Genomic DNA, 279 nt, shown 5'->3' on the forward strand with positions numbered 1-279 from the left:
ACGGCGCTGGTCTGGCAATACCCGGAACTGGGAAGTAACCGGACCGGTATCGCTCAACCCTGGCAAATTGCAGGAAATAGAGCGCAATAAATTGGCCGCTTAAACGCGGTCATTTGGACAACTGGGTTGAAAATCGCCGCTTGGCCAAAAACAGTAACCGATTGCACTTGCTGGCTGCGTTCAGCAACCTGCTGATGGGTGAAAAATACCTGCTGTCGTAGGGTTAGTTCGCCTGTTTTCCGCCAAAACGGCGGGAAATAGGCAAAAATCGAACAAAAC

The 279-nt window shown here is 50.9% G+C and carries 1 protein-coding gene; it reads right to left on the reverse strand.

Annotation, left to right across the window (positions count from 1 at the left end; translation table 11 throughout):
• Positions 1-53 precede the first annotated feature (53 nt).
• Positions 54-279, reverse strand: a 226-nt coding sequence (locus H3Z84_RS16885; RefSeq protein ID WP_206768791.1) for a hypothetical protein, incomplete at its 5' end; no start/stop codon positions are given.

Origin of the sequence: Marinobacter sp. bablab_jr003 (assembly GCF_016464245.1) — a bacterium.
Lineage (GTDB): Bacteria > Pseudomonadota > Gammaproteobacteria > Pseudomonadales > Oleiphilaceae > Marinobacter > Marinobacter vinifirmus.